This is a genomic window from Streptomyces lushanensis (assembly GCF_001700515.1).
GTDB lineage: Bacteria > Actinomycetota > Actinomycetes > Streptomycetales > Streptomycetaceae > Streptomyces > Streptomyces lushanensis.
In genome coordinates this window covers 1-22915 of sequence record NZ_MAUD01000286.1, presented here as the reverse complement: position 1 = coordinate 22915, position 22915 = coordinate 1, and the positions used below count along the sequence as shown (strand labels likewise).

Here is a 22915-nt window from a genome sequence, read left to right as displayed (position 1 = left end):
GACCGGCCCGGGCCGGTCAGCGTCCGCGTGAGGCGATCATGGCGATCGTGATCAGCCCCAGCACCACCCATCCGAACCAGAGCCACCCGTTGCTGCCGAGCACCGCGGTGTAGCCCGTCACCAGGACCAGCGCACCGACGGTCACCACACCCATGGTCTTCGTGGATCCGGACATCTGGTCCTCCTCCGGGCCGGGGCCGTGACGCCCATCGTCGCCCGCGACAAGCGTTTCGCGCTACTGGCTCCGGGCCCGGAGCGAGGCGAGATACGCGTTGTACTCCGCCAGCTCCTTGTCACCGTCGCGGTCGGCGGCCCGGTCGGAACGCTTCGCCTCCCGCTGTTCCGAGCGGTACCACTGGTAGACCAGCGCGACCAGCACCAGCACCGAAGGGATCTCGCTGAAGGCCCAGGCGATCCCGCCCGCCGCGTTCTGGTCGCTCAGCACGTCGATCCCGAGCGAGACCGGGGGATCGCGGTACGCGGCGACCATCGGCTCGCTCGCCATCATCAGCGCGATCCCGAAGAAGGCGTGGAAGGGCATCCCGGCGAAGAGTTCCAGCATCCGCATCAGATGGCCGGGCCGGTGCGGGCCCGGGTCGATGCCCATGATCGGCCAGAAGAAGATCAGCCCGACCGCGAGGAAGTGCACCATCATCGCGACATGCCCGGTCCTGGAACCCATCAGGAAGTCGAAGAGGGGGGTGAAGTACAGCCCGTACAGGCTGGCGATGAAGAGCGGGATGGTGAACGCGGGGTGTGTGACGATCCGTACGTAGCGGCTGTGCAGCACGACGAGCAGCAGCTCGCGCGGGCCCTTGCGACCACGGCCCGCGACCGGCAGCGCGCGCAGCGCCAGTGTCACCGGAGCGCCGAGCAGCAGCAGGATCGGCGAGACCATGCTGATCACCATGTGCTGGACCATGTGCACACTGAACATGACCATGCCGTAGTCGTTGAGCCCGGTGCACATCACCAGCGCCACGGTCAGCACACCGAGGACGAACGCGACGGTACGGCCGACGGGCCAGGCGTCACCGCGTCGGCGCAGCCGCAGCACGCCCCCGCCGTACAGTGCCAGCGCCAGCAGGCATCCGACCAGGAAGAAGAGATCCGGGGAGTACTCCAGGGCCCGTCCCAGCGTGAACGGCGGCAGATCCATGGTCGTGCCGTGCCCGCTGTGATCCATCCGTGTGCTCCCGTGGGACGTGACCGCTCACTCCGGCCGGATTCGCGCCGGTTGTCCGCACCAGCCTAGAACCGCCCCCGGCCGCGACGGCGACCGGGGGCGGTTCCGGTGGCGACGGGCGCCCCGGGTGCTCGTCGGGCGGGGCCGGGGGCCGGTCAGAGCACGCACTCCGCCTCGGCGTACCGCTCCGCGGGCACCGTCTTGAGCGTCTCCACGGCCTCGCCCAGCGGCACCATGACGATGTCCGTGCCGCGCAGCGCCGTCAGCATCCCGAACTCGCCGCGGTGCGCGGCCTCCACGGCGTGCCAGCCGAAGCGTGTCGCCAGGACCCTGTCGTACGCGGTGGGAGTGCCACCGCGCTGGACATGGCCCAGTATCACCGGCCTGGCCTCCTTGCCGAGCCGCTCCTCCAGCTCGATGGAGAGCTGCCGGGCCACGCCCGCGAACCGCTCGTGGCCGTAGACGTCCTTGCCGCCCTCGTCGAACTCCATCGAGCCCTCGCGCGGCTTCGCGCCCTCCGCGACCACCACGATCGCGAACCGCTTGCCCGCCGAGAAGCGCTTGCCGACCAGCGCGGTCAGCTCACCGATGTCGAAGGGCCGCTCGGGCACGACGATGGCATGGGCACCGGCCGCCATTCCGGAGTGCAGTGCGATCCAGCCGGTGTGCCGGCCCATGACCTCGACGATCAGTACCCGCTGATGGGACTCCGCGGTGGTCTTCAGCCGGTCGAGCGCCTCCGTCGCGACACCGACGGCCGTGTCGAAACCGAAGGTCACATCGGTCGCGGAGATGTCGTTGTCGATGGTCTTCGGTACGCCGACGATCGGCAGTCCGGCCTCCGAGAGCAGATGGGCGGCCTTGAGCGTGCCCTCGCCGCCGATCGGGATGATCGCGTCGAGACCGAGCTCCGCCACATGGCCCCGGGCCCGCTCCACACCGTCCCGCAGATGCGCGGGCTGGACCCGGGAAGAGCCGAGTATCGTGCCGCCGCGCGCCAGGATTCCGGCGACCGCGTCCAGGTCGAGCTTGCGGTAGTCGCACTCCAGAAGGCCCTTCCAGCCGTCGTGGAATCCGATCACCTCGTCGCCGTGGTCGACGACGGCGCGGTGCACGACGGACCTGATCACGGCGTTGAGGCCGGGGCAGTCGCCGCCTGAGGTGAGCACACCAATTCGCATTGCCCGGGATACCTTTGCAACGTGGGCCGACGGCCGGACCCCATCGTCCGGACAGATCCCATTCACCCTACCGGCGGGCGGCGGCGTGACCGAAACCCACGTCCGACTGCTGGACACACGTCCGTACGGTCCCCATGCCCGGATGCACGGCCCCACCGCCCCGGCCCCGGGGGAACCGGGGCCCGGGCGGTACACGGACCGGAAGGGGAACGGAGCCGGTCAGGAGGGCTGGACCGCCGCCGCCACGCGCTCGGCGCGCAGCGCCTCGTACCAGCGGTCGTCCGTCGGCGGCAGCGCGTTCACATCCAGGGCCAGCTTCAGCAGCAGATCCGCGATCTGCGGATTGCGGGCCATCACGGGGCCGTGCATGTACGTACCGAACACGGTGTCGTTGTACGCGCCCTCCGTGCCGTCACCCGTGCCGTTGCCGCGGCCGAGCCTGGTCCGCGCGAACGGCCGCGCCGTCGGGCCCAGATGGGTGATGCCCTGGTGGTTCTCGAATCCCGTGAGCTGCGGCAGATTCAGCCGCGGATCGATGTCGGCCAGCACGTCGCCGACACACCGCTCGCCCTCGCCGCGGGTGGAGACCACATCGAGCAGCCCGAGCCCGGCCTCGCGCTCGCCCAGGTCGTTGATGAACTCATGGCCCAGGATCTGGTAGCCCGCGCAGACCGAGAACACGATGGCGCCGTTGGAGACGGCCCGGCTGAGCCCGCCGTCACGGCGCAGCCGCTCCGCGGCCAGCCGCTGCGGCCTGTCCTCGCCGCCGCCGATCAGATAGATGTCGCCGGAGGTCGGCACGGGCTGGTCGCTGCGTACGTCCACCCGAGTGACGTTCAGACCGCGCTGGCGCGCCCGGCGCTCCACCACCAGAGCGTTTCCCTGGTCCCCGTAGGTACTCAGCAGATCGGGGTAGATCCACACCAGCCGGAGGCTGTTGTCGCTCATTCTCCCTCGTCCTTCGGATGTCCGTGAGGTCGTATATCCCGACATGGAGTCAGTTACCCACCCGTCTGCGCAGATCCTGGAACGATGTGTAGTTGGCGATGGCTTCGATACGGCCGGGCGGTGCCATCCGCACGGCCTCGTCGGGCGTCTCGCAGACCCGGAAGTCCAGGCCCGCGACCTCAAGGCGCACAGCGAGGTCCAGCTTGCGGTCGCCGATGACGAAGATCGGATGGCCGGCGAGCCGGGTGTAGTCGACGTCCCACAGCCAGGAGGTGTCCGTACCGTCGGCGCCACGGGCGTTGACGGCGAGGATGACCGGTGTCGGCGGCGGGTCGATCAGCGAGAACGTCTCCAGCCAGCCCGCGGGGTTCTTGGCGAGCAGCAGCCGCAGATCGCGGCCGAGGAAGGACACCACGTCGTACCGGCCGGCCACGGCCTGCACCTGGTACATACGCTCCAGCGCCACCTGGGGCGGCACCCCGAAGGTGGCCGCGACGGCGGCGGACGTGGCCGCGTTCGCCTTGTTGGCGCGTCCCGGGAGCTGGAGATGGATCGGCCAGGCGGAGCCGTGCGGATCGAGGACATGGTCCCCGTGGAGCGCCCAGCTCGGGGACGGCCGGCGGAAGCCGCACTCACCGCAGAACCAGTCGTCGCCGGGGCGCTGCATCACACCGCCGCAGGCGGGGCAGGACCAGGCGTCGTCCTTCCACTCCTGTCCCGCGGCCACCCAGACCACATTGGGGGAGGAGGAGGCGGCCCAGACGATCAGCGGGTCGTCGGCGTTGGCGACGACGACGGCCTTCGTACCGGCGAGGCCCTCACGCCAGGTCTCGGCCAGCATCCGGGTCTCGGCGGCGCGGTCGAGCTGGTCGCGGGAGAGATTGAGCAGCGCGATCGCCTTGGGCGTGGTGTCCCGCGCCACACCGGCGAGATACTTCTCGTCGACCTCGATCACGCCGTACTTGGCGTCGGAGCCGCCCGCGAGGGCCGAGGTGATACCGGCCGGCATGTTGGCGCCGAGCGCGTTGGAGACCACGGGCCCCGCCGCCCGCAGGGCCTCGGCGATCAGCCTGGTCGTGGTGGTCTTGCCGTTCGTCGCCGACACGAGGATGACGTCGAGGTGCTGCGCGAGCCGACCCAGCAGATCGGGGTCGAGTCTGAGCGCCACCTTGCCGCCGATCACCGATCCGCTGCCGCGGCCGGCGGCGCGCGACACCGCCGCAGCGGCCTTGCCCGCCGTCACGGCCAGCTTGGCCCGTGGCGTCAGCGGGTCCGTGTTGCCTGCCATCGTCCTTGATCCTCCTTGCGTCGGTCCGGGGTCAGCCTATCGAGATCCGGCCAAGGGCCCGAACCGCGGCACCGGGCGGGAAGGCGGAGGTCACCGTGACCGTACCCTGACCGCCATGCGAAACCGTTCGATCCCCGGCAGCGCCGGTCGGGTACGCGCCTTGAGAATGCTGGGCGATCCGGTGCTGCACGCCTCCTGCGAGCCTGTCACGGACTTCGGCCCGGCGCTGTCGGAGCTCGTCGAGGACCTGTTCGCGACGATGTACGCCGCTCGGGGGGTCGGGCTCGCGGCGAACCAGATCGGCGTGCCGCTCCAGGTGTTCGTGTACGACTGCCCGGACGACGAGGACGTCCGCCATCTCGGACACCTCGTCAATCCGAGGCTGACCCGGGCGGACGAGATCGTTCTGCGGGGGCCCGAGGGCTGTCTCTCGCTGCCGGGCATCGAGGCGGGGACGGAGCGCTATGACCACGCCGTGGTGGAGGGCATGGACCGGCACGGTGAACCGCTGCGGATCGAGGGCACGGGCTTCTTCGCGCGCTGTCTCCAGCACGAGTGCGACCATCTGGACGGGACGGTCTACCCGGACCGGCTCACCGGCCGGCGCCGCTCCCGGGTGCTGCGCGCCGCGCGCCGCGCGCCCTGGTCCACCGCCGCGGCGGTGGACCCGTACGTCTGAGGGAGCGTTCAGAACCCGGGTCCGCCTTCGCGGTCGTCCACCGAGGCCAGCCGGCCCCACAGCAGGTCCGCCAGACTCCGTACCAACTGCTCGCGTGAGCAGGGCCGTTCACCGAGCCACCAGTCACCGGCCGCGTGCATCATCCCGACGATGCCATGGCCCCAGACGCGGGAGAGCTGCTCGCTGTCCGGGCCGAGGTCGACCCGCTCCTCGATGACCTTGGCCAGCTCCTCGCCGAGACGGCGCAGCAGCGGAGCCGAGTGGCGGCCCACGTCGAAGCCCTGCTCGGGAAGCTGGGTGTCCTCGGCGGGATGCATCAGGAACCGGTAGACCTGCGGGCGCGCCTCGATGGCGGCGAGGTAGGTGTCGAGCGTGGCCTCGACACGCCGGCGGCGCTCGGCGGGCGCGTCGAGCGCGGTCCGCAGGGCGTCGAGCAGCGCGTCGGTGTGGCGCTTGGCGAGCGCGCGGTACAGCCCGCCCTTGTCGCCGAAGTGACGGTAGAGAATGGGCTTGGTGATGCCTGCCTCGGCGGCGATGGCGTTCATCGAGGCGTGCGGGCCGTCCCTCAGCACGACACGGTCGGCGGCCTCCAGCAACTGGCGTCTGCGCTGTCGCGCCGAACGCTGCTGTTCGGCCTGCTGTGTGGTCTCCATTGCTGATGTCTCCCCGCCCATGCGATTGCCTGACGCACCGGCAACGTAACACCCTGGGCGGGATCAATGCTGATCAGGCCGTGGCCGGTTGACATTTTCTACCTACGGGTAACAGACTGATGTTACCGTGGGTAACGCATGTGGGCGACACATGTGTGTGAACGACACGGTGGTGACGCAGTGCTGGAGGGGAACCATGGCCGGGTTCACGTGTGAACTCAATGACGACCAGAGGCAGGTCCGTGACTGGCTGCACGGTTTCGCCGCCGATGTCATCCGTCCCGCCGCCGCGGAGTGGGACGAGCGCGAGGAGACTCCCTGGCCGGTCATCCAGGAGGCCGCCAGGATCGGGGTCTACTCCCTCGACTTCTACGCCCAGCAGTTCTTCGACCCCACGGGCCTCGGCATCCCGCTGACCATGGAGGAACTGTTCTGGGGCGACGCGGGCATCGCGCTGTCGATCGTCGGTACGGGCCTGGCGGCCGTCGGTGTCCTCGCCAACGGCACCGACGAGCAGATCGGAACCTGGATTCCGCAGATGTACGGCGACACGGAAGAGGTGAGGGTCGCCGCCTTCTGCTCGTCGGAGCCCGACGCCGGCTCGGACGTCGGCGCCATGCGCACCCGCGCGGTGTACGACGAGGCGAAGGACGAGTGGGTGCTGAACGGCACCAAGACCTGGGCGACCAACGGCGGTATCGCCCATGTCCATGTCGTGGTCGCCGTCGTCGACCCGGAGCTGGGCGCGAAGGGCCATGCGTCCTTCATCGTCCCGCCGGCCACGCCCGGTCTCTTCCAGGGCCAGAAGTTCAAGAAGCACGGCATCCGCGCCTCCCACACCGCCGAGGTCGTCCTGGAGGACGTCCGGGTCCCCGGGCACTGTCTGCTCGGGGGCAGGGAGAAGCTGGACGAGCGGCTCGCGCGGGCCCGTGAGCGGGCGAGGGCGGCGGCGGACGGCGAGCGGGTGAAGAACGCGGCCATGGCCACCTTCGAGGCCTCACGGCCCGCGGTCGGCGCGATGGCGGTGGGCACGGCCCGCGCCGCGTACGAGGTCGCGCTCGACTACGCGAGGACGCGCAGCCAGTTCGGCCGCCCGATCATCGACAACCAGGGTGTGGCCTTCCAGCTGGCCGACATGCGGACCAGGATCGACGCGTCCCGGCTGCTGGTGTGGCGGGCCTCCTGGATGGCGGCCACCGGCAGGCCGTTCACCTCCGCCGAGGGTTCGATGTCCAAGCTGTACGCCAGTGAGACGGCGAAGCAGGTCACGGCCCAGGCCGTGCAGATACTCGGCGGCAACGGCTTCACCCGCGAGTATCCGGTGGAGCGTATGCACCGCGACGCCGCGATCTACACCATCTTCGAGGGCACGAGCGAGATCCAGCGCCTGGTGATCGCCCGCACCCTGTCGGGCATGCCGATCCGCTGAGTGTCCCCGCGGATTCGCGGTGGCGCTCTCCCGTACGGAGTGCCAGGGGTTGTGCCGCGACACCACGACGGTGGCGGTCGAGCGGGCCGGACACCGCGGTCGGCGCAGTGCCGCAGCGAGGGTCCGCCGGATTTCGGTGATATCGAACGTGTGGGCGAGTACTCGGTCCGGGGGCCCGCGAAACCTCCAGAACGGCAGGAAGCCGCCGGACACGACGCACCGTGAAGGCCCCCGCCCCCCGGAACGACTCCGGAGCGGGGGCCTTCGACGTGCACGCGGGCCACGGTCCGTGTCAGAGACGTGACAGATCGCGCGGTATCTCCTCCCGCAGGATCTCCGCCTCCTTCTCCGTCCGCTCGTACTGCGACAGCGCCAGCCCCATCCCGAAGAACGTGGGGGCCCACTCGCCCACGAAGATCCCCCATCGGTCGGCCCGGTCAAGACCGCCGACCGGCTCGTACTTCATGGACCCCGCCCATGAGGCGATCGCGAGGCCGATCGACACGACACCCGCCGTGTACATGTGCTCGCTGCGCAGGCCCTTCTCGTGCAGCATCTTGATCATGATGGCTCCCGGGTTGACGTGAACTCACTCGTCACTCCACCGTCACCCCGGCCGCCGCCGACCGCATCCCGGCACGACGGGGCCCCCACCGTGACGGCGGGGGCCCCGGCACACGCGGGTCAGCCGGGAAGCTGGGCCTCGATCGCCGCGACGACCTCGGGGGCCTCCGGCTCCGTACGCGGCCGGATCCGGGCGACCACCTCACCCTGGGGAGAGAGCAGGAACTTCTCGAAGTTCCACTGGACGTCGCCCGCCTCGCCCTCGGCGTCCGCCGCCTTCGTCAGCTCCGCGTACAGCGGATGCCTGGACTCCCCGTTCACATCCGTCTTCTCCAGCAGCGGGAAGGTGACACCGTACGTCGCCGAGCAGAAGGTCTGGATCTCCTCGGCGGTGCCGGGCTCCTGCCCCGCGAACTGGTTGCTGGGGACACCGAGGACGGTGAAGCCCCGCTCGCCGTACTGCTTCTGGAGCCGCTCCAGACCGGCGTACTGCGGGGTGAGGCCGCACTTGGACGCGACATTCACCAGGAGCACGGCCTTGCCCTCGTAGGCGGCCAGGGAAGTGGATTCACCCGTGAGGGTGCGCAGCGGGATGTCGTACAGAGTCATCAAGGTCTCCTCGGTCTCCGGCGTTCTCGCCTCATTGTGGACCCGCCGTCCCGAGCCGACGGAAGAGGCCCTCCTGCACCACCGAGACCAGCAGCCGGCCCTCACGGTCGTAGATCCGTCCGCGCGCCAGCCCACGGCCGCCCGTCGCGATCGGCGACTCCTGGTCGTACAGGAACCACTCGTCCGCGCGGAAGGGACGGTGGAACCACATGGCGTGGTCCAGCGACGCCATGTCGAAGCCCCGCGGCCCCCAGAGCGGCTCGACCGGGATCCGTACCGCGTCCAGCAGCGTCATGTCGCTCGCGTACGTCAACGCGCAGGTGTGGACCAGCGGATCGTCGCCCAGCGGTCCCACGGCGCGCATCCACACCGCGCTGCGCGGATCCGACTTCTCGACCTCCGCCCGGGTCCAGCGCAGCCGCTCCACATATCTGATGTCGAAGGGCTGGCGCCGGGCCATCCGCTCCAGCGACTGCGGCAGCCGGCCCAGATGCGCCCGTACCTCCTCGCTGAGCGTCGGCAGCGTCTCCGGATCGGGGAACTCCAGCCTCGGCGGGAGCTGATGCTCGAAGTCGGCCTCCTCGGGGCGGTGGAAGGAGGCCGTCAGATGGAAGATCGTGCGGCCCTGCTGGACGGCGGTGACCCGGCGGGTGGTGAACGACCTTCCGTCCCTCGTCCGTTCGACCTGGTAGACGATCGGCACACCCGGGCGGCCCGGCCGCAGGAAGTACGCGTGCAGCGAGTGCACCGGCCGGTCCCCGTCGGTGGTACGGCCCGCCGCCACCAGGGCCTGGCCCGCCACCTGGCCGCCGAAGACCCGTTGCAGGGACTCGTCGGGGCTGAGCCCGCGGAAGATGTCGACCTCGATCCGCTCCAGATCGAGCAGATCGACCAGCCGCTCGGCGGGATTCGTCATGGTGCGCTGTACTCCCGTTCTCGCATGACCGTTCTCGCGCCCATTCTCGGCGCTCGGCGCGCGTCAGAGCTGTCCGACGGACGTGACACGTACCACGGCCAGGCCCTCCTCGTCGGAGGCCGCCAGATCGACCTCCGCGCCGATGCCCCAGTCGTGGTCGCCGTTGGGGTCGGCGAAGGTCTGGCGGACCCGCCACAGACCGTGCGCCGGGTCCTCCTCGATGGCGAGCAGCTTGGGCCCGCGGGCATCGGGCCCGGTGCCGAGCTCGTCGTACTCGTCCCAGTACGCGTCCATCGCCTCGCCCCAGGCGTCCGCGTCCCATCCCGACTCGCCGTCCAGCTCGCCCAGTTCGCCGATCCTGTCCAGGGCGGCCAGTTCCACACGGCGGAACATCGCGTTGCGTACGAGGACCCGGAAGGCGCGGGCGTTCGCCGTGACCGGTCTGACCTGATCCGCCTTCTCCTGTGCCTGTTCGGCCGTCTCGATCTCCGGATTGGCGAGCTGTTCCCACTCGTCGAGCAGACTGGAGTCGACCTGGCGCACCATCTCACCGAGCCACGCGGTGAGATCCTCCAGGTCCTCCGACTTCAGATCGTCCGGAATGGTGTGCTCCAGCGCCTTGTACGCGCCCGCCAGATAGCGCAGCACAATGCCCTCGGTCCTCGCCAGCTCGTAGAACGAGGTGAACTCGGTGAAGGACAGCGCCCGTTCGTACATGTCCCGGATCACCGACTTGGGCGAGACGGGATGGTCGCCCACCCAAGGATGGCTCTTGCGGTAGGTGTTGTAGGCGTGGACGAGCAGCTCTTCGAGAGGCTTGGGGTACGACACGTCCTGGAGCCGCTCCATCCGCTCCTCGTACTCGACCCCGTCCGCCTTCATCGCGGCCACCGCCTCGCCGCGCGCCTTGTTCTGCTGGGCCGCGAGGATCTGCCGCGGATCGTCCAGCGTGGACTCGACGACGGAGACCATGTCCAGCGCGTACGACGGGGATTCGGGGTCCAGCAGCTCGAACGAGGCCAGCGCGAAGGTCGACAGCGGCTGGTTGAGCGCGAAGTCCTGCTGGAGATCGACGGTGAGCCGGACGATACGGCCCTCCGCGTCCGGCGTCGCCAGCCGCTCCACGACCGCGCCGTCCAGCAGCGAGCGGTAGATGGCGATGGCCCGCCGGATGTGCCGGAGCTGCTGTCTGCGCGGCTCGTGGTTGTCCTCCAGCAGCCTGCGCATCGCCTCGAAGGCATTGCCCGGCCGTGCGATCACCGACAGCAGCATGGTGTGCGTGACCCGGAAGCGCGAGGTCAGCGGCTCGGGATCGGAACCGATGAGCTTCTCGAACGTGGTCTCCGACCAGGCGACAAAGCCCTCGGGGGCCTTCTTCCGCACCACCTTGCGGCGCTTCTTGGGATCGTCGCCCGCCTTGGCGAGCGCCTTCTCGTTCTCCACGACATGCTCGGGCGCCTGGGCCACGACCAGGCCCGCCGTATCGAATCCCGCGCGGCCCGCCCGGCCCGCGATCTGGTGGAACTCCCGGGCGCGCAGGGTACGGACACGGCTGCCGTCGTACTTGGTGAGCGCGGTGAACAGCACCGTACGGATCGGGACGTTGACGCCGACACCGAGCGTGTCCGTACCGCAGATGACCTTCAGCAGACCGGCCTGCGCGAGCTTCTCCACCAGCCGCCGGTACTTGGGCAGCATGCCCGCGTGGTGCACACCGATGCCATGGCGCACATAACGCGAGAGATTGCGGCCGAACTTGGTGGTGAAGCGGAAGTTGCCGATCAGATCGGCGATCCTGTCCTTCTCCTCACGCGTGCACATGTTGATGCTCATCAGCGACTGCGCCCGCTCGACGGCGGCGGCCTGGGTGAAGTGCACGATGTAGACCGGCGCCTGCTTGGTCTCCAGCAGCTCGGTCAGCGTCTCGGTGATCGGCGTGAGCCGGTACTCGTACGACAGCGGGACCGGGCGGGTCGCGGACCGTACGACGGAGGTGGGCCGGCCCGTGCGGCGGGTCAGGTCCTCCTCGAAGCGTGAGACGTCACCGAGGGTCGCCGACATCAGGACGAACTGGGCCTGCGGCAGCTCCAGGATGGGGATCTGCCAGGCCCAGCCGCGGTCCGGCTCGGCGTAGAAGTGGAACTCGTCCATCACGACCTGGCCGATGTCCGCGTACTTGCCGTCGCGCAGCGCGATCGAGGCCAGCACCTCGGCGGTGCAGCAGATCACCGGCGCGTCGGCGTTGACGGAGGCGTCGCCGGTCAGCATGCCGACGTTCTCCGTACCGAAGAGTTTGCACAGGTCGAAGAACTTCTCGGAGACCAGTGCCTTGATCGGCGCGGTGTAGAAGGTGACCTTGTCCTGGGCCAGTGCCGTGAAGTGCGCACCCGCCGCGACCAGGCTCTTTCCGGAGCCGGTGGGCGTGGACAGGATGACGTTCGCGCCGGAGACCACCTCGATCAGCGCCTCCTCCTGCGCCGGATAGAGCGTGATGCCCTGGCCTTCGGCCCAGGAGGAGAAGGCCTCGAAGAGGGCATCGGGGTCGGCGTCCGGCGGGAGCTGATCGATAAGGGTCACGCCCCCATCTTGCCTGTCTTCCCGCCGGATACGGGAACCGGCCGGGGAAGCGAAGATCACGGACGGTACCCTGGCCTGTCAACTGGGCCCCGGCACACGGGGCTTCATCACAACTGCACTGGGGCGGGTACGGGCATGATGGGACCGGCACACTCTCTGTCGGGAGCGGCGGCCTGGCTGGGGGTGGGCGCGGCGGCGGCTGCCGCGGGCCACGGGATGCCCTGGCCGGTCCTGGTGGTCGGCGCGCTGATCTGCGCGGGTGCCGCGCTCGCTCCGGATCTGGACCACAAGGCCGCGACGATCTCCCGGGCGTTCGGCCCGGTGTCGCGGACGCTCTGCGAGATCGTGGACAAGCTCTCGTACGCCGTCTACAAGGCGACGAGGAAGCCCGGCGATCCGCGCAGGAGCGGCGGCCACCGCACGCTGACCCATACCTGGCTCTGGGCGGTGCTGACCGGGGCCGGCGCCTCGGCGCTGGCGTACGCGGGCGGCCGCTGGGCGGTGCTCGCGATCCTGTTCGTGCATCTCGTGCTCGCCGTGGAGGGCCTGCTGTGGCGGGCCGCACGGGTCTCCAGCGATGTGCTCGTCTGGCTGCTCGGCGCCACCAGCGCCTGGCTCCTGGCGGACGTCCTGGACAGGCCCGGCAACGGCGCCGACTGGCTGTTCACGGCGCCGGGACAGGAGTACCTCTGGCTGGGCCTGCCGATCGTCCTGGGCGCTCTGGTGCACGACATCGGGGACGCGCTGACGGTGTCGGGCTGCCCGATCCTGTGGCCCATACCGCTGGGCCGCAAGCGCTGGTACCCGATAGGCCCGCCGAAGGCAATGCGCTTCCGTGCCGGAAGCTGGGTGGAGCTGAAGGTGCTGATGCCGGCGTTCATGGTGCTGGGCGGAGTCGGCGCGGCGGCGGCGCTCGGGGTCATATAGCGGCGCTCGGGGGCATGGAGGGCCGGGCGGAAGCGGGGCCCGCGGCCCCGGGCGTCCGGCACTCCACGTACCGGACGCCCCGCCCGAACGCCCCCGGGGGTGTCAGCCGTGCCAGGAGCGCCACAGCGCCGCGTACGCGCCGTCCGCCGCCACCAGTTCGTCATGGCTGCCCAGCTCGCTGATCCGGCCCTCCTCGACCACCGCGATCACATCCGCGTCGTGCGCGGTGTGCAGCCGGTGGGCGATCGCCACGACCGTACGGCCGTCCAGGACCTTCGCCAGCGAGCGCTCCAGATGCCGGGCCGCCCTCGGGTCCAGCAGCGAGGTCGCCTCGTCGAGCACCAGGGTGTGCGGGTCCGCGAGCACCAGCCTGGCCAGGGCGATCTGCTGGGCCTGCGCCGGAGTCAGCGCCGTACCGCCGGAGCCGACCGTGGTGTCCAGACCGTCGTCCAGCGCCCGCGCCCAGCCGTCCGCGTCGACCGCCCCGAGGGCCGCCCACAGCTCGGCGTCCGCCGCGCCCGTACGGGCCAGCAGCAGATTGTCGCGCAGCGAGCCCACGAACACATGGTGCTCCTGGTTGACCAGGGCGACCTGCTCCCGCACCCGCTCGGCCGGCATCCGGGACAGCTCCGCTCCGCCGAGGGTGATGTGCCCTCGCCGCGGAGCGTAGATGCCCGCGAGCAGCCGGCCCAGTGTCGACTTCCCGGCACCCGAGGGGCCGACCAGGGCGAGCCTGGTGCCGGGGCTGACGTCCAGCGTCACCCGGTGCAGCACGTCGACGCCCTCGCGGTAGCCGAAGTGGACCTCGTCGGCGCTGACGTCCCGGCCGTCCGGCACGACCGACGCGTCGCCCGCGTCCGGCTCGATCTCCCGTACTCCGACGAGCCGCGCGATGGACACCTGGGCGACCTGGAGCTCGTCGTACCAGCGCAGGATCAGACCCACCGGTTCCACCAGCATCTGGGCGAAGAGCGCGCCCGTCGTGAGCTGCCCGACCGAGATCCAGCCCTGGAGGACGAAGGTGCCGCCCAGCACCAGCACGGCCAGGAAGATCGTCGTATGGGTGAGATTGATGACCGGGAACAGCACCGACCGCAGCCACAGCGTGTACCGCTCCCACGCCGTCCACTCCTTGATCCGCTGCTCCGACAGCGCCACCCGGCGCCCGCCGAGGCGGTGGGCCTCCACGGTCCGGCCGGCGTCGACGGTCTCGGCGAGCATGGCCGCGACGGCCGCGTATCCCGCGGCCTCCGAGCGGTACGCCGAGGGCGCGCGCCGGAAGTACCAGCGGCAGCCGACGACCAGCAGCGGCAGCGCCACCAGCACCGCGAGCGCCAGCGGCGGCGCGGTGACGGCCAGCGCGCCGATCAGGAGCCCGACCCACACCACACCGATCGCGAGCTGCGGCACGGCCTCGCGCATGGCGTTCGCCAGCCGGTCGATGTCGGTGGTGATGCGCGAGAGCAGATCGCCGGTGCCCGCGCGCTCCAGCACACCGGGCGGCAGCCCGACGGCCCTGACGAGGAAGTCCTCGCGCAGATCCGCGAGCATCTCCTCGCCGAGCATCGCGCCGCGCAGCCGTACCAGCCGGGTGAACACGGTCTGGATCACCAGCGCGACGGCGAACACCGCCACCGTGCGCTCCAGACGCAGCTCACGCGCTCCGTCCGCCAGATCCTCGACGATGCCGCCCAGCAGATAGGGGCCGACCATCGAGGCGATCACCGATACGGCGTTGACGGTGACCAGCAGGATGAACGCCTTGCGGTGCCGGCTCAGCAGCCGGCTCACATAGGCCCGTACGGTCGCCGGGGTCCCTACCGGCAGGGTCGCCGCGGACTCCGGGGCCGCCGGGTCGTACGCCGGTGGCGCCACGCCGATCATGCTGATTCCTCGATCTCTTCCCTGGCCCGCGGTGACGCCGGCTCCATGACATGGTCCCGCTCCACGCGGTGTTCCCGCGCGGTGTGCGCCCGTCCCTGTTCCTGTTCGGTCTCCCGGGTGACGACCGCCCGGTAGGCGGCATCGCTCCGCACCAGCTCGCGGTGGACGCCCATCGCCGCGACCTCGCCCTCATGGACGAAGACCACCCGGTCCGCGTGGTCCAGCAGCAGCGGCGAGGAGGCGAACACCACGGTCGTTCGGCCGGCCCGCAACTGCTTGACCCCCTGGGCGATCCGGGCCTCCGTGTGCGAGTCCACGGCGGACGTCGGCTCGTCGAGCACCAGCACCTCCGGGTCGGTCACCAGCGAACGGGCCAGCGCCAGCCGCTGGCGCTGGCCGCCGGAGAGCGAACGGCCGCGCTCGGTGATCCTGGACCGCATCGGGTCACCGCTGCCGTCCACCGACGCCTGCGCGAGCGCGTCGAGCACATCCGCGCACTGGGCGGCGGTGAGCGCCTTCTCCGGATCGACCGCGCCGGAGGCCGGGATGTCCAGCAGCTCCGTGAGCGTGCCGGACAGCAGCACCGGGTCCTTGTCCTGTACGAGCACGCAGGCCCGCGCCGAGTCCAGCGGGAGATCGTCCAGCGCCACGCCGCCGAGCAGCACGGAAGGGCTCTTCTCCTCCTCGGTCGCATGGCCCCCGAGCCGCTCGGCGAGCCGTCCGGCCGCGTCCGGATCGCCGCAGACCACGACGGTCAGCAGCCCGGCAGGGGCGAGCAGCCCGGTGGCGGGGTCGTACAGATCGCCGGTCGGCCTGGCGTCTTCGAGACCGCCGCGCTCGTCCTCGTACGCCGTCCGCGCCAGCGAGAGCACGCGCGCCGCACGTTTGGCGGAGGGCCGGGAGAAGGAGTACGCCATGGCGATCTCCTCGAAGTGCCGCAGCGGGAAGAGCAGCAACGTCACCGCGCTGTAGACGGTGACCAGACCGCCGACCTCGATCCGTCCGTCCAGCGCGAGCCGGGCTCCGTACCAGATGACGGACATCAGCATCAGGCCCGGCAGCAGCACCTGGATCGCCGAGATCAGCGACCACATGCGCGCGCTGCGGACGGCGGCCTTGCGCACCTCCTGCGACGCGGCGCGGTAGCGGCCGAGGAACAGCTCCTCACCGCCGATGCCGCGCAGTACGCGCAGCCCCGCGACGGTGTCCGAGGCCAGTTCGGTGGCCTTGCCGGCCTTCTCGCGCTGGATGTCGGCACGCTGGGTGGCACGGGGGAGCAGCGGCAGTACGGCGAGGGCGAGCACCGGCACGCCGAGGGCGACCAGTGTGCCGAGCTCCGGCAGATACAGCACCAGGCCCAGGCAGATCAGCGCGATCGCGATGGCGGCGGCCAGGAAGCGGGAGAGCGCCTCCACGAACCAGCCGATCTTCTCCACGTCGGCGGTGGAGACGGCGACGACCTCACCGGCGGCCACCTGGCGGGTCAGCGCGGAGCCCAGCTCGGCGGTCTTGTGGGCCAGCAGCTGCTGAAGACGCGCGGCGGCGGTGATCCAGTTGGTCACGGCGGAGCGGTGCAGCATGGTGTCGCCGACGACGATGGCGGCGCCGAACAGCGCGATGAGGCCGCCGGCGAGCGCGAGCCGGCCACCGGATCGGTCGACGACGGCCTGCACGGCGAGCCCGGCGCCCACCGAGAGACCGCCGATACCGGTGAAGTGCACCAGCCCCCAGGCGAGGGCCTTGAGCTGGCCGCCGAGCTGTTTGCGTCCGAGCCACAGCAGGAACCGGGGGCCTGACCGAGCGTCGGGGATCCCGGGATCGGGATAGGGAAGGTCGCGAATCTGCATGATGTCCCATGACTCGTGGAGTGGCCCAAACCGTGCAAGGTTCGCCTTGGGGGAGGGCCAGGGGCAACGGGTTTTCCGCGTGGAGCACCAGATCGAGCCAGCGGCCACCGCATGCTCGGGACGGCCGTCGGCCGAACGGGTGCGTTCGGCCGACGGCCGAACAGGTGTGGCTCAGCAGTGGCGGTGACGGCCTCCGTCGACCAGTGTCGACAGCAGTCCGCCGAGCACCTCGCGCTGATCCGCGCTGAGAGGCGCGAGGATGTCCTCCGCCGCGGCCCGCCGCGCCACACGCAGCGACCGCAGCGTGGCCCGGCCGCTGTCGGTCAGCTCGATACGGATCACCCTGCGGTTGGTCGGATCGGGCGCGCGCCGGACCCAGCCGCTCGCCTCCAGACCGTCGACGAGGGTGGTCACGGCCCGGGGCACCACTTCGAGACGCTCGGCCAGATCGGCCATCCGCGGCGGCTGCTCGTAATACGCGACCGTACGGAGCAGCCGCGCCTGCGCGGGGGTGATGCCGATCGGCTCCATCTGCCGCTTCTGGACGCGCTGGAGCCGACGGGTCAGCCGCAGCAACTGCTCGGCCAGCATGCCGTCGGCGTCGGGGGTGCTCATACGGGAACAATATCAGGACCCCGTTCATTGTGTACATAGGTAACAGTGAGCTAAGCTCTGAAGCCGAGCCCGGAGTCCGGGGCCGGGCTCGCAGACGTGTCCGACCCGCGCTTCCACGGAAGCCCTCCCGTCCCTCGAAGGAGCCCATGAAACCCGAGGTATCCACATGGACACCCCCGCCCCGTCCGGACCGACCGGACCGCTCGGGGCAGCCGGAGCAGCCCGCCCAGCTCCGGCGCATCTTCGGTCTCTTCCGTCCCTACCGCGGCCGGCTCGCGATCGTGGGGCTGCTGGTCGGCGCCTCGTCGCTGGTCTCGGTCGCCTCGCCCTTCCTGCTCCGCGAGATCCTCGACACGGCGATCCCGCAGGGCCGCACCGGGCTGCTCAGCCTGCTCGCCCTCGGCATGATCGCCACCGCGGTCGTCAACAGCGTCTTCGGCGTGCTCCAGACACTGATCTCCACGACGGTCGGCCAGCGGGTCATGCACGATCTGCGCACCGGCGTCTACAGCCAGCTCCAGCGCATGCCGCTCGCCTTCTTCACCAGGACGAGGACCGGCGAGGTCCAGTCCCGTATCGCCAACGACATCGGCGGCATGCAGGCGACCGTCACCTCGACCGCGACCTCGCTGGTCTCCAATCTCACGGCCGTCGTCGCCTCGGTCGTCGCGATGCTCGCCCTGGACTGGCGGCTGACCGCGGTCTCGCTGCTCCTGCTGCCGCTGTTCGTCTGGATGAGCCGTATCGTCGGGCGCGAGCGCAAGAAGATCACCACGGACCGCCAGCGCCAGATGGCCACGATGGCGGCCACCATCACCGAGTCGCTCTCGGTGAGCGGCATTCTGCTCGGCCGCACGATGGGGCGTGCCGACTCGCTGACCAAGTCCTTCGCCGACGAGTCCGAGCGGCTGGTCGATCTGGAGGTCCGGTCGAACATGGCCGGGCGCTGGCGCATGTCCACCATCGGGATCGTCATGGCCGCCATGCCCGCCGTCATCTACTGGGCAGCGGGTTTCGCGATGGGCGCCGGTGGCACCGCCGTCTCCATCGGTACGCTCGTCGCCTTCGTCTCGCTCCAGCAGGGCCTGTTCCGCCCGGCTGTGAGTCTGCTCTCCACCGGGGTGCAGATGCAGACCTCACTCGCCCTGTTCCAGCGGATCTTCGAGTATCTGGACCTGCCGGTCGACATCACCGAGCCCGAGCGGCCGGTCAGGATCGACACGGTCCGCGGTGAGGTGCGGTTCGACGGGGTCGACTTCAGCTATGACGACAAGGGCGACACAGCCGGGCAGGCGACGCTCCGGGGAATCGACCTGACCGTTCCCTCCGGCGGCAGCCTCGCCGTGGTCGGACCCACCGGCTCGGGCAAGTCGACGCTCAGCTATCTCGTACCCCGGCTGTACGACGTGACCGGCGGCCGGGTCCTGCTCGACGGTGTCGATGTGCGCGAGCTGGACTTCGACACACTCGCCCGCGCTGTCGGTGTGGTCTCCCAGGAGACCTATCTCTTCCATGCCTCCGTCGCCGAGAATCTGCGTTTCGCCAAGCCGACGGCCACGGACGAGGAGATGGAGACGGCGGCCAGGGCCGCGCAGATCCATGACCACATCGTCTCGCTCCCCGACGGCTACGACACCCTGGTGGGCGAGCGCGGATACCGGTTCTCCGGAGGGGAGAAGCAGCGGCTCGCGATCGCCCGCACGATTCTGCGCGACCCGCCGGTGCTGATCCTGGACGAGGCGACCAGCGCGCTGGACACCCGTACCGAACGCGCGGTGCAGCAGGCCATCGACGCGCTCTCACGGGGCCGTACGACGATCACCATCGCGCACCGGCTCTCCACCGTCCGGGACGCCGACCAGATCGTCGTACTCGACAAGGGCCGGGTCGCCGAGCGGGGCACTCATGACGAGCTGCTCCGGCAGGACGGGCGCTATGCCGCCCTGGTCCGCAGGGACAGCCTGCCGGGACACGCCGACGAACTGGCTCCCGTCACCACCTGAGCGCGCTCGTCACCCTGCCGCGTTCCCGGCACGGACGCGGCAGCGCCTCGGCTCCCGTGGCGCCCGCGCGTCCGCGGATCACCCCCGTACGTATGCCATCCGTGTCGCCGCACCTCAGGTACCGGGATCGGTGATCACTCCGGGTTACCGTGCCCATATGATGAACGAGCCTCCGGGGGCGAGACCCGGTCGCAGACTCCGTCTGACCCGCCGTGGCCGGCTGGTCCTGCTGGTGGCCACCACCCTCGCCGTCGGGGCGGCGGTGCTGGTGCCCGTACTCCTGATGGGCGGGGAGAGCGGCGACAAGAAGACCTCCACACTGGTCATCACGGAAGGGCGACGCGCCTCCCAGGTGTACGCGTCCGTCGACAAGGCCCTCGAACTGCCGATGGGCACCACCAGGAACGCGGCGACCGCCGCGCGGCTCAGGCTGCCGGAGGCGGCCAAGGGCAACCCCGAGGGCTATCTCTTCCCGGCCACCTATCCCATCAATTCCTCGACCACTCCGGCCGGTCTGCTCAGCTACATGGTCAACACCGCCAACCACAAGTTCACGGGCGACCAGATCACCGCCGGTTCCGAGCGCAACGGTATGACGGTGTACCAGTCGGTGACCATCGCCAGCATCGTGCAGGCCGAGGCCGATACACCGACCGATATGGCGAAGGTCTCCAGGGTCGTGCACAACCGGCTCGCCCTGGGCATGCCGCTCCAGATGGACTCGACCCTCAACTACGCGCTCAACCGCAACACGCTCGACACCACACACGCCGACACGAAGATCGACAGCCCGTACAACACCTATCAGCGCAAGGGGCTGCCCCCGACACCGATCGGGAACCCGGGCGAGGAGGCGATGAACGCGGCGCTCAACCCGTCACGCGGCGAGTGGCTGTACTTCGTCACGGTGGCGGAGGGAGACACCCGCTTCACCAACAACTACTCCGAGCACCAGCAGAACGTGGAGGAGTTCAACCAGAACCGTGCCGACGCGAACGGCAAGGGCGACGGGGACGGCTGAGACCGGCTCTGTTCGGGGTTCAGACCGCCGGCGCCGGCGCACGCTCCAGCAGCCGCTTGATGTCCCGTACCGCCGACCGGCCGGCACGGTTGGCGCCGATGGTGGAAGCGGAGGGGCCGTATCCGACGAGATGGACGCGTTCGTCCCGTACCGCGCGCGTCTCCTCGACCCGGATGCCGCCGCCCGGCTCCCGCAGCCGCAGCGGTGCGAGATGGTCGACGGCGGCGCGGAAGCCGGTCGCCCAGAGGATCACATCGGCCGCCACCGTCCGCCCGTCGTCCCAGGCGGCACCGGTCGGGGTGATCCGGTCGAACATCGGCAGCCGGTCGAGCACGCCTTCCTCGCGCGCCCGGACGATCGCCTCGTTCAGCGGCAGCCCGGTCACCGAGACCACGCTCAGCGGCGGCAGCCCTTGGCGTACCCGCTCCTCGACGAGCGCGACGGCGGCCCGTCCCTGCTCCTCGCCGAACGGACCCTCGCGGAAGACGGGCGGACGCCGGGTCACCCAGGTCGTGCCCGCCGCCACCTTCGTGATCTCCATCAGATGCTGGGTGCCCGAGGCCCCGCCGCCCACCACGATCACCCGCAGTCCGGCGAACTCCTCGGGGCCCGGATAGTCCGCCGTGTGCAACTGGCGTCCCAGAAAGGTCTCCTGACCCCGATAGCGCGGCCAGAACGGACGGTCCCAGGTCCCGGTGGCGTTGATCAGCGCACGGGCCGACCAGTTCCCCTCGGAGGTCTCCACCAGCAGCCGGCCGCCGACGCCCTCGCGCACGGCCGTGACATCGACGGGCCGGTGGACCCGGAGGCCGAAGCGCCGCTCGTACGCGGTGAAGTAGTCGCCGATCACCTCGGAGGAGGCACGGTCGTCATCGGCGGGCCCGCTGATCAGCTCCATACCGGGGAGCGCGTGCATTCCGTGGACCTTGCCGTAGGTCAACGAGGGCCAGCGGAACTGCCAGGCGCCGCCCGGCCGCGGGGCATGGTCGAGGACGACGAATCCACGGTCCGGTTCGAATCCGGCCCGCCGCAGATGGTAGGCGCCGGACAGCCCCGCCTGTCCGGCGCCCACGACCACCACGTCGATGTCCCGCACCCCGTGCCGTACCCCGAAGTCGTTCACGATTCTACGAACAGTGTCCGATCCGGGAATCTTCCCCGCTCACCTCGAGGCGCCGGTCCTCTCAGCGGCCCCCGGCGAGCAGCAGGGGCGCGCCTCCGGGCGCGGACGCCGTACGGCCGTTCGCCGCGGGCACGCCCGGCAGCGGAGGGGCCGGGATCCGGGCCAGCAGTCCTCGGCCCGCCAGCTCCGGCGTCACGCCCTCGCCGAACCAGTACGCCTCCTCCAGATGCGGGTAGCCGGAGAGCACGAAGTGCTCGATCCCCAGCTCGTGGTATTCCTCGATCCGGTCGGCGACATCGGCGTGGCTGCCCACCAGCGCGGTGCCCGCGCCGCCCCGGACCAGCCCGACCCCCGCCCAGAGATTGGGTGAGATCTCCAGCCGGTCACGGGAACCGCCGTGCAGGGCGAGCATCCGCTGCTGGCCCACCGACTCGCTCCTGCCCAGCGCCTGCTGGGCCGCCGCGACCGTCCCGGGATCCAGATCGGCCAGCAGCCGGTCCGCCGTCGCCCAGGCCTCCTTCGCGGAGTCCCGCGAGATGGTGTGCAGCCGGATGCCGAACCGGACCGTACGGCCGCGCTCCTCGGCCAGCCCCCGGATCCAGTCGATCTTCTCCTTCACCTGGGCCGGCGGCTCGCCCCAGGTCAGATAGACATCCACGTGCTCGGCGGCGACGGGCCCGGCCGCGGCCGACGAACCGCCGAAGAAGATCTCGGGCAGTGGGTCGGGCGGCAGCGCGGTGAGCCCGCCCTCCACCTGGTAGTGCTCTCCGTCGAAGTCGTACGGACGTCCGCCCCAGACGCCTCGGATCACCGACAGGAACTCCGCCGTCCTGGCGTAGCGGCTGTCGTGGTCGAGATGGTCGCCGAAGCGCCGCTGCTCGGTCGAGTCTCCGCCGGTCACCACATTGAGCAGCAGCCTGCCACGGGTGACACGCTGATAGGTGGCCGCCATCTGGGCCGCCAGCACCGGCGAGATCAGCCCCGGCCGGAAGGCCACCAGGAACTTCAGCCGCTCCGTCTGCTGTGCGAGCGCCACAGTCGTCAGCCAGGAGTCCTCGCACCAGGTGCCCGTCGGTGTCAGCACCGCCTCGAATCCGAGCTGTTCGGCCGCCTTGGCGATCTGCGCGAGATATTCGATGTCGGGCGCCCTGACTCCGCTCACCGGAGTGATCCTGGAGCGCCTGATACCGCCGTCGGTGTAGGCGTGGCGGTCCACGAGCGTACGTCCGTCGCCGCCGGTCGGCAGGAACCAGTGCAGATGGATGCTCATCGGGAAGATGCCTTTCCGTATGCGTGGCCGCGCGCCGGCGAGGTCGACGGCGGCAGGTCCTTGTTGAAGCGGTCGTCCACGTAGTCGGCGATGTCGAACCGGCGCGGGATGAGTTTCAGATCGGCGAAGGTGTCGGCGATGACCTGCTCGGACTCGACGGCGGCCTTGTCCAGGGCGACCGGCACCCGGGTGCCG

Annotated in this window: 20 protein-coding genes and 1 pseudogene; 5 read left to right on the top strand and 16 right to left on the bottom strand. The window is 70.4% G+C overall.

Annotation, left to right across the window (positions count from 1 at the left end):
- Positions 1-16: 16 nt before the first annotated feature.
- The 5 genes from BFF77_RS35790 to BFF77_RS22575 form a co-directional block, all read right to left on the bottom strand.
- Complete coding sequence (locus tag BFF77_RS35790) at positions 17-175, bottom strand: hypothetical protein (protein WP_169922709.1); 159 nt, start codon at positions 173-175, stop codon at positions 17-19.
- A gap of 60 nt (positions 176-235) precedes the next feature.
- Entirely contained in the window at positions 236-1186 is a 951-nt protein-coding gene (locus tag BFF77_RS22590; protein ID WP_066952800.1) for a cytochrome c oxidase assembly protein, read from the bottom strand.
- Between the two features lie 155 nt (positions 1187-1341).
- Positions 1342-2367 (bottom strand): 6-phosphofructokinase, encoded by a 1026-nt coding sequence (locus BFF77_RS22585; RefSeq protein WP_066952798.1) that lies wholly within the window; start codon positions 2365-2367, stop codon positions 1342-1344.
- 219 nt (positions 2368-2586) lie between these two features.
- On the bottom strand, positions 2587-3315 hold the full coding sequence (locus tag BFF77_RS22580) for a type 1 glutamine amidotransferase (RefSeq protein WP_066952796.1): 729 nt from the start codon (positions 3313-3315) through the stop codon (positions 2587-2589).
- 49 nt (positions 3316-3364) lie between these two features.
- Positions 3365-4603 carry a Mur ligase family protein gene (locus tag BFF77_RS22575; RefSeq protein ID WP_066952794.1) on the bottom strand — a complete coding sequence of 413 codons (1239 nt, stop codon included), beginning with the start codon at positions 4601-4603 and terminating at the stop codon, positions 3365-3367.
- A 115-nt stretch (positions 4604-4718) separates the two neighbouring features.
- On the opposite strand from BFF77_RS22575, the gene def reads away from it, so the two are divergent.
- A complete protein-coding gene (def, locus tag BFF77_RS22570) occupies positions 4719-5282 on the top strand; it encodes a peptide deformylase (protein ID WP_066952792.1) in 564 nt (187 codons plus the stop codon).
- 8 nt (positions 5283-5290) lie between these two features.
- Here def and BFF77_RS22565 read toward each other — a convergent pair whose 3' ends face one another.
- The gene (locus BFF77_RS22565; protein ID WP_066952791.1) at positions 5291-5935 is read right to left on the bottom strand and encodes a TetR/AcrR family transcriptional regulator; all 645 of its coding nucleotides are present in this window, start codon (positions 5933-5935) and stop codon (positions 5291-5293) included.
- Positions 5936-6131: 196 nt separating this feature from the next.
- On the opposite strand from BFF77_RS22565, the gene BFF77_RS22560 reads away from it, so the two are divergent.
- Positions 6132-7364 (top strand): acyl-CoA dehydrogenase family protein, encoded by a 1233-nt coding sequence (locus BFF77_RS22560; RefSeq protein ID WP_066952789.1) that lies wholly within the window; start codon positions 6132-6134, stop codon positions 7362-7364.
- A 292-nt stretch (positions 7365-7656) separates the two neighbouring features.
- On the opposite strand, the gene BFF77_RS22555 is transcribed toward BFF77_RS22560, so the two are convergent.
- The 4 genes from BFF77_RS22555 to BFF77_RS22540 all read right to left on the bottom strand — a co-directional run bounded on the left by BFF77_RS22555 (position 7657) and on the right by BFF77_RS22540 (position 12090).
- Positions 7657-7929 (bottom strand): hypothetical protein, encoded by a 273-nt coding sequence (locus BFF77_RS22555; RefSeq protein WP_066952787.1) that lies wholly within the window; start codon positions 7927-7929, stop codon positions 7657-7659.
- A gap of 119 nt (positions 7930-8048) precedes the next feature.
- Positions 8049-8537, bottom strand: a complete 489-nt coding sequence (locus BFF77_RS22550) for a glutathione peroxidase (RefSeq protein ID WP_066952785.1) — start codon at positions 8535-8537, stop codon at positions 8049-8051.
- A gap of 31 nt (positions 8538-8568) precedes the next feature.
- Positions 8569-9453, bottom strand: a complete 885-nt coding sequence (locus tag BFF77_RS22545; RefSeq protein ID WP_066952783.1) for an acyl-CoA thioesterase — start codon at positions 9451-9453, stop codon at positions 8569-8571.
- Positions 9454-9516: 63 nt separating this feature from the next.
- The gene (locus BFF77_RS22540; protein WP_079125387.1) at positions 9517-12090 is read right to left on the bottom strand and encodes a DEAD/DEAH box helicase; all 2574 of its coding nucleotides are present in this window, start codon (positions 12088-12090) and stop codon (positions 9517-9519) included.
- A 75-nt stretch (positions 12091-12165) separates the two neighbouring features.
- On the opposite strand from BFF77_RS22540, the gene BFF77_RS22535 reads away from it, so the two are divergent.
- Positions 12166-12957, top strand: coding sequence for a metal-dependent hydrolase (locus tag BFF77_RS22535; protein WP_066952780.1), 792 nt, complete (start codon positions 12166-12168; stop codon positions 12955-12957).
- Positions 12958-13059: 102 nt separating this feature from the next.
- Here the strand turns inward: BFF77_RS22535 and BFF77_RS22530 are convergent, their stop codons facing one another.
- The 3 genes from BFF77_RS22530 to BFF77_RS22520 all read right to left on the bottom strand — a co-directional run bounded on the left by BFF77_RS22530 (position 13060) and on the right by BFF77_RS22520 (position 17303).
- Positions 13060-14841 carry an ABC transporter ATP-binding protein gene (locus BFF77_RS22530; protein WP_066952778.1) on the bottom strand — a complete coding sequence of 594 codons (1782 nt, stop codon included), beginning with the start codon at positions 14839-14841 and terminating at the stop codon, positions 13060-13062.
- The gene (locus BFF77_RS22525) at positions 14838-16688 is read right to left on the bottom strand and encodes an ABC transporter transmembrane domain-containing protein (protein WP_066952776.1); all 1851 of its coding nucleotides are present in this window, start codon (positions 16686-16688) and stop codon (positions 14838-14840) included. The genes BFF77_RS22530 and BFF77_RS22525 overlap by 4 nt, the downstream gene beginning before the upstream one ends.
- Positions 16689-16859: 171 nt before the next feature.
- A complete protein-coding gene (locus BFF77_RS22520; protein WP_066952774.1) occupies positions 16860-17303 on the bottom strand; it encodes a MarR family winged helix-turn-helix transcriptional regulator in 444 nt (147 codons plus the stop codon).
- Between the two features lie 146 nt (positions 17304-17449).
- Between BFF77_RS22520 and BFF77_RS22515 the strand changes: the two genes are divergently transcribed.
- Together BFF77_RS22515 and mltG are read left to right on the top strand one after the other, a co-directional pair.
- The gene (locus tag BFF77_RS22515) at positions 17450-19306 is read left to right on the top strand and encodes an ABC transporter ATP-binding protein (protein ID WP_066952772.1); all 1857 of its coding nucleotides are present in this window, start codon (positions 17450-17452) and stop codon (positions 19304-19306) included.
- A gap of 157 nt (positions 19307-19463) precedes the next feature.
- The gene (gene mltG / locus BFF77_RS22510; protein WP_066952770.1) at positions 19464-20327 is read left to right on the top strand and encodes an endolytic transglycosylase MltG; all 864 of its coding nucleotides are present in this window, start codon (positions 19464-19466) and stop codon (positions 20325-20327) included.
- A gap of 19 nt (positions 20328-20346) precedes the next feature.
- Here the strand turns inward: mltG and BFF77_RS22505 are convergent, their stop codons facing one another.
- The 3 genes and pseudogenes from BFF77_RS22505 to BFF77_RS22495 all read right to left on the bottom strand — a co-directional run.
- Positions 20347-21423 carry an NAD(P)-binding domain-containing protein gene (locus BFF77_RS22505; protein WP_107422218.1) on the bottom strand — a complete coding sequence of 359 codons (1077 nt, stop codon included), beginning with the start codon at positions 21421-21423 and terminating at the stop codon, positions 20347-20349.
- 88 nt (positions 21424-21511) lie between these two features.
- A complete protein-coding gene (locus BFF77_RS22500; protein ID WP_066952766.1) occupies positions 21512-22720 on the bottom strand; it encodes an LLM class flavin-dependent oxidoreductase in 1209 nt (402 codons plus the stop codon).
- Positions 22717-22915 (bottom strand): annotated as a pseudogene (locus tag BFF77_RS22495) (ABC transporter substrate-binding protein); the annotation flags it as partial. The gene BFF77_RS22500 and the pseudogene BFF77_RS22495, both read right to left, overlap by 4 nt.